Source organism: Micrococcus sp. LASM2_SD2 (genome assembly GCF_057364565.1).
On the sequence record NZ_JBNFOB010000167.1, the window covers coordinates 1 to 5,439 of the forward strand.

Annotated in this window: 6 protein-coding genes and 1 pseudogene; all 7 read left to right on the forward strand. The window is 74.0% G+C overall.

Annotated features, from left to right (window positions below; all coding sequences use genetic code 11):
- Nucleotides 1-355, forward strand: a pseudogene (locus AC2W7A_RS08985) (hypothetical protein); the annotation flags it as partial.
- A gap of 143 nt (nt 356-498) precedes the next feature.
- Entirely contained in the window at nt 499-948 is a 450-nt protein-coding gene (locus AC2W7A_RS08990; RefSeq protein WP_485991064.1) for a VOC family protein, read from the forward strand.
- A gap of 15 nt (nt 949-963) precedes the next feature.
- Entirely contained in the window at nt 964-1,866 is a 903-nt protein-coding gene (locus AC2W7A_RS08995; RefSeq protein WP_485991065.1) for a DNA-formamidopyrimidine glycosylase family protein, read from the forward strand.
- Between the two features lie 150 nt (nt 1,867-2,016).
- Nucleotides 2,017-3,258, forward strand: a complete 1,242-nt coding sequence (locus AC2W7A_RS09000; protein ID WP_485991066.1) for a glucose-1-phosphate adenylyltransferase family protein — start codon at nt 2,017-2,019, stop codon at nt 3,256-3,258.
- Nucleotides 3,259-3,388: 130 nt separating this feature from the next.
- Nucleotides 3,389-4,531, forward strand: a complete 1,143-nt coding sequence (locus AC2W7A_RS09005; protein WP_485991067.1) for a pseudouridine synthase — start codon at nt 3,389-3,391, stop codon at nt 4,529-4,531.
- Complete coding sequence (locus AC2W7A_RS09010) at nt 4,528-5,124, forward strand: DedA family protein (RefSeq protein ID WP_485991068.1); 597 nt, start codon at nt 4,528-4,530, stop codon at nt 5,122-5,124. The genes AC2W7A_RS09005 and AC2W7A_RS09010 overlap by 4 nt, the downstream gene beginning before the upstream one ends.
- A 2-nt stretch (nt 5,125-5,126) precedes the next feature.
- Nucleotides 5,127-5,439: hypothetical protein (locus AC2W7A_RS09015; protein WP_485991069.1), on the forward strand; the 313-nt coding region annotated here is incomplete at its 3' end.

Below are 5,439 nucleotides of genomic sequence, written 5' to 3' on the forward strand. Positions count from 1 at the left end.
CGGCCAACCCCCTACGGCGCGGCGCTGGACTGGCCGGCCTGCCCGCCGGACCGACGGGGTGCCGCCCACCGGGCAGCGGCCGGGACGCAAGGCGGGGGCGATCGTGGTGCTCGTCGACGGCGCCTTGGCGCTGTACGTGGAGCGCGGCGGACGCACCCTGCTCGCGTTCACGGAGGACGAGGCCGCGCTGACGGCCGCCGCTGCAGCGCTGGTGCATGCCCTGCGGCAGGCGAAGACCGAGAAGCTCGCGCTGGAGAAGCTCAACGGCGGGCCGCTGCTCGGCACGCCGCTGGCCGCGGCGATGCTCGCGGCGGGGTTCTACTCGAGCCCGAGCGGACTGCGGTACCGGGGGTAGGTTCCGCTGCCCTGCTCTTGGAGCACTCGATCCGATCCGGAACACGCCTCGCACGCTCCGGATCGGAACGAGGGCTGCGGTGTCGACCCCCGAAGCGAGCGGCCCTCGTCATGCGCTGGGGCCCACAGCGGTACCCTCGCCCCATGATCGAGCAGAACACCCCCGCCGCCACGACGAGCGCACCGTCCGCCACCCCGTTCCTCATGTTCCAGGGCGAGGCCGGCGCCGCCATGGACCTCTACCTGTCCGCGTTCGGCCCGCACGCGCCGACCGCCGAGCTGCGCCGCGACCTGTTCGACGCCTCCACCCCGCGGGGCGAGGAGTGGGCCGGCAAGGTCTCCCACGGCGAGATCGAGGTGGCCGGGCAGCGGCTGCGGTTCTTCGACTCCTTCACCAAGCACGCCTTCGGCTTCACCCCGGCCGTGTCCCTGTTCGTGGAGCTGGAGAGCCCCGAGTCCGTGGACGCCCTCGCCGAGGCGCTGAAGGCCGATGGCGGCCAGGACTACATGCCCGCCGGGGACTACGGGTTCTCCCGCCGCTTCGCGTGGGTCGGTGACGGGTTCGGCATGACGTGGCAACTTAACGCGGCCTGATCTCGCCCCACGTCCATGCCCGAAGGCGACTCTCTGTTCCGCCTGGCCCACCGGCTGCGCCCGCTGCTGGCCGGCCGGGTGCTCACGCATGCGGACCTGCGCGTGCCCGCCCACGCCACGGCAGATCTCACCGGATGGCAGGTGGTGGCCGTTCAGCCGCGCGCCAAGTACCTGCTCATGCGGCTGACACCCCCGGCCGACCGGACCGCCGAGGGCGCCGAACCGCTCACCCTGCTGAGCCACCTGAAGATGGAGGGCCGCTGGATCGCCACCGCCCTGGCCGACCGCTGGCCGGCCCCCGGCTGGCAGGTGCGGGCGGTGCTCGAGACGGAGGAGCACCGGTTCGTGGCGGCACAGCTCGGCCTGCTCGAGCTGATCCGCACCGCGGACGAGGACCGGCGGCTCGGGTTCCTCGGCCCGGACCTGCTGGACCCGGCGTGGGAGGAGGACGACGGCCCCCTCCTGACCGAGTCCGTCGCCCGTCTCACCGCGGACCCGGAGCGCCCCGTGGGACTGGCCCTGCTGGACCAGCGCCTGGTGTCCGGCATCGGCAACATCTACCGGTGCGAGTCGCTGCTGCTGGCCGGCATCGACCCCCACCGCCCGATCGGCGAGGTCGAGGACGTGGCGGGCCTGGTGGGACTGAACCGCAGACTGCTGAAGGCGAACTGCCCGCCGTACGCGCCGTCGTCGGGAAGTCCACGACGCACCACCGGGGTGCGGCCACACCCCGAGGCGCCGTTCGGCGTGGAGGTCCTCCTCGGCGCCCCACCGGCGCCGCGCACCCCGAACTACTGGGTGTACGGGCGTGAACGGCAGGGCTGCCTCCGCTGCCGCGGGCCGGTCACACGCCAGGACTACGGCTCCCCGGAGGACGACGCGCGTCGCCTGTTCTGGTGCCGAAGCTGCCAGCGGTGAGTCCGCCGGCAGGATCTGCGTCTGGTGTGGGATGACTGTGCTTCAGTCCCCCCCCCGGGGCCTGTCTCATCCGCTTCTCATGGACGCGGTCGTAGTGTTCACCTCGCGCGCGGGAAAGTCCCGCGCCCGGAGGAGCCCACGGAGGCCACCATGGCAGACCCGTTCCCGCAGGACCCGTTGACCGCCACGGTGGCCCTCGTGCTGGCCGGCGGCAAGGGCAGCCGACTGTCCCCGCTGACGGACGCCCGCGCCAAGCCCGCCGTCCCCGTGGCCGGCCAGTACCGGCTGATCGACGTGGTGCTGTCCAACCTCACCCACTCTGGGCTGCGGGACGTGTGGGTGGTGGAGCAGTACCGCCCGTTCACCCTGAACCAGCACCTGGCCGGCGGCCGCCCCTGGGACCTGGACGGCACCCGCCACGGCCTGCGCCTGCTGCCCCCGGCCGAGGGTCGGGACGAGGAGGGGTTCGCCTCCGGGAACGGTCACGCCCTGCACCAGCAGATCGCCGCGGTGAAGGCCTTCGGCGCGCACACGGTGGCCGTGCTCTCCGCGGACCACCTCTTCCAGATCGACCTGCGCCCGGCCCTGGCCGCCCACCACGAGCGGGGCTCCGAGCTGACCGTCGTCACCACGCAGACGGACGAGGACCCCTCGCGGTTCGGCGTGGTCCAGGTGGACGCGGACGCGAAGGTCACCGAGTACAGCTACAAGCCGCGCCGCCCCAAGGGGAACCTGGTGGCCACCGAGGCGTTCCTTATGGACGTGGGCGCCCTGGAGGAGGTCCTGGACGAGCTGATCGCACAGGCCCGCCGGGAGGAGGCCGCGGCCGAGGCCGCCGGTGAGGACCCGGAGCACCAGGACGGCCCAGAGGGCAGTGCGCTCGACGACTACGGCGAGTCGATCGTCCCGGCCCTGGTGGCCCGCGGGAAAACCCATGAGTGGCGGCACGAGGGCTACTGGCGGGACATCGGCACCCTGGACGCCTACTACAAGGCGCACATGGAGCTGCTCGCCGGCACCGGCCTCGACCTGGACCGGGACGGATGGCCGCTGCTGACCAACCACCGTCCGGTCCCGCCGGCCCGCATTCACCCCGGCGCCCAGGTCTCCGGGTCGATGGTGTGCTCCGGCGCGGTGGTCCACGGCGAGGTGAGCGAGTCGGTCCTCGGCCCCGGTGTGGTGGTGGAGGCCGGTGCCACCGTGCGCCGCTCCGTCCTGCTCGGGGACACCGTGGTGCCGGCCGGCGCCCATCTGGACGCGGTGATCGCGGACGTGGGCGCCCACGTGCCGGCCGGCCGCACCGGACAGTCCAAGCCGGGCCCGGGCAACATCACCGTGCTCACCCCGGACACCCGCGCCGCCGGCTCCGACGACGAGACCACCGGCCACTGACCCGCCTCCGGCCGACCTGCCCGCCGTGTCCTCCGGCGCGTCCGGCAGGCCCCTGTCCCCCGGGACACCCGGCGGAGCATCCGGCGAGGCCGGGCTGATCCGGTGCGGCCGGTCTGGGAGGATGGGCCCCGTGCCCCTGTCCTCTCCGCTGCCCGTGCGCCACGGCGTCAACGCCACGCGCCTGCGCCTGCCCATGGCGGGTCCCGAGGCGGACGGCACCGTGCAGGAGCACCTGGTCTCCCGCTTCGGCCACGTGGACCCGGACGGCATCCGGGACCGCTTCGCCCGCGGCGAGGTGGTGGCCGCGGACGGCACTGCACTGACCGCCTCCACGCCCCTCGGCGTGCACGAGTTCATCTGGTACTACCGGGACCTGCCGGAGGAGGAGCCGCTGCCGGTGCGGCACCGGATCCTGCACCGGGACGAGCACCTCGTTGTGATCGACAAGCCCCACTTCCTGCCCACCACCCCCGGCGGCCACTTCATCCAGGAGACCGCGCTGGTGCGGCTGCGCAACGAGCTCGGCCTGGACGACCTGGTCCCCCTGCACCGCCTGGACCGCGCCACCGCCGGCGTGGTCATGTTCTCCGCGAACCCGGCCACCCGCGGCGCCTACCACCTGCTCTTCGAGCGCCGCCGCGCCCGCAAGGTCTACGAGGCCGTCTCGGCGCTGCCGCCCGGCCTGCTCGGCCGGCTCCCCGACGACGGCTCCGTCCCCTCCGTCTCGGCCCTCACCTCGGGCGGGGCCGCCCCCGGGCAGGGCGGGTTCGGCACCGCCGTGCTGGACCGCTTCCCGCTGACCGTGCGCTCCCGGATCCGCAAGGACAAGGGCATCCTCCGCTCGGTGGTGGAGCAGGTCCCGGCGGCCGCGAGTGGTCGGGCGGCGGGCGCGGAGGTGCGCACGAAGAGGTCCAACCTCTCCCACGCCGGCGCAAACGCTGAGACCCACGTGGAGCTGCTGTCCGTGGGCCGCTCGGCCGGCACGCTGGCCGGCGCAGGCGTGGCGCACGTCCGCCTCCACCCGCGCACCGGGCGGACGCACCAGCTGCGCATCCATCTGGCCGCGCTGGGCCTGGGCATCGCGTTCGACCCCTTCTACCCGGACCTGCTGGACGCCGCCCCGGACGACCTCGCCCGCCCGCTGCAGCTGCTCGCCCGGGAGCTGCGCTTCACGGACCCGGTGACCGGTGAGGACCGCGTGTTCACCTCGGAGCTGCAGCTGCAGGAGCGCCCCCGGGAGTCGGAGACGCCCGGCGTGGAGGGGACCGCATGAGCGCGCAGGAGCTGCTCGACGCCCTGGGCTGGTGGTTCCATCCGGTGACCGCCCTGCTGGTGGCACTGGACGCCCCGTTCCCTCCGACACCCTCGGAGCTGTTCGTGATCGGCTCCGGCGCCCTGGCCTCGGAAGGCTCGCTGTCCGTGGTGCCGTCCGTGCTGGCCGCGTGGCTGGGCTGCTGGGCCGGAGACCTGGGACTCTATGCGCTGTTCAGGTACCGGCTGACGGACGTGCTGGACCGCTGGCGCTGGGGCCGGGCGGTGCACCGTGGCATCCGTCGGCTGCTGGTGAAGGCCGGCCCGGAGACCTCGCTGGCGGGTCTGTTCGTGCTCCGCTTCGTCTCCGGCGGGCGCACCGCCTCGGTGGCCGCGGCCGGCATCGGCGGCATCCGCTGGCGGGTGTTCGTGTGGTTCTCCGGGCTCGGCGCGCTGGTGTGGTCCGGGTACATGGTGGGGCTCGGCTGGGTCACCGGGCAGACCACCGGACTGCCGTGGTGGGCGTCCGCGGTGGTCGGCATGCTGTTGGGTACCCTTGCAGGTGCACTGATCGCAGGGATCGTGGCCCTCCGCCGCCGGTCCGGGAAGGGGTGAGCGTGGACCCGAACCACTCGTCCGAGTCCCATGCCGCCCTGGAGCGGATGCGTGCACGCCGGCACGCCGCCCGACCGGCCGATGGGGAGACCCGGGACCGGTCCATGGCGAACGTGGCAGAGCAGTCGGCGCCGTCCGACCCCGCCTCCCCTGTACCGGACGCCGAGGGCCCCCGCGCCCCGATGACCGCCGCACCGGACTCCACGGGCTCAGGTGAGCAGGACCCCTCCGATTCCTCCCGCCGAACACCGCCGCTCGGCCGGGCCCCGCCGCTCGGCCGGGACGCCACTGCTCGGCCGGACGCCACTGCTCGGC

What these genes read in the sequence shown, in the direction of transcription:
- AC2W7A_RS08995 (WP_485991065.1), top strand. Translation starts at nt 964, where the DNA reads ATGCCCGAAGGCGACTCTCTGTTCCGCCTGGCCCACCGGCTGCGCCCG.
- AC2W7A_RS09010 (WP_485991068.1), top strand. Translation starts at nt 4,528, where the DNA reads ATGAGCGCGCAGGAGCTGCTCGACGCCCTGGGCTGGTGGTTCCATCCG.
- AC2W7A_RS08990 (WP_485991064.1), top strand. Translation starts at nt 499, where the DNA reads ATGATCGAGCAGAACACCCCCGCCGCCACGACGAGCGCACCGTCCGCC.
- AC2W7A_RS09000 (WP_485991066.1), top strand. Translation starts at nt 2,017, where the DNA reads ATGGCAGACCCGTTCCCGCAGGACCCGTTGACCGCCACGGTGGCCCTC.